Annotated in this window: 1 protein-coding gene; it reads left to right on the top strand. The window is 66.7% G+C overall.

Going from position 1 to position 363, the window contains the following annotated elements:
* Nucleotides 1-363 (top strand): cytochrome P450 (locus ACLZOT_RS50570; protein WP_416976065.1); only part of this gene is annotated, 363 nt, incomplete at both ends.

The raw sequence follows: 363 nt of genomic DNA on the forward strand, positions 1-363 counted from the left end.
GGCCGGGATCGGCACGACGATCGGGGCGATCGGCAACACGGCCTATCTGCTGGACCGTTACCCCGAGCAGAAGGCCCGGTTCCTGTCCGACCCGGAGGGGCTCGCTCGCTCGTTGGCGGCGGAGTCGCTGCGGTTCGAGTCGCCCATCTCGGGGCTGTGGCGTACCTGTTCCCGGCCGACCAGGATCGGGGACCTCGATGTCGAGCCGGGTGAGAAGGCGTTCGCCGTGATCAGCGCCGCGAATCACGATCCGCAGGTCTTCGACCGGCCGGACGAGTTCCTGGTCGAGCGGGACTGGGCGAATCTGCCGATGAATCTGCCGTTCGGGCAGGGGATTCACTTCTGTGTCGGGATGAATCTGTC

It is taken from the genome of Streptomyces sp. 4F14 (genome assembly GCF_048159485.1).
Classification (GTDB): Bacteria; Actinomycetota; Actinomycetes; order Streptomycetales; family Streptomycetaceae; genus Streptomyces.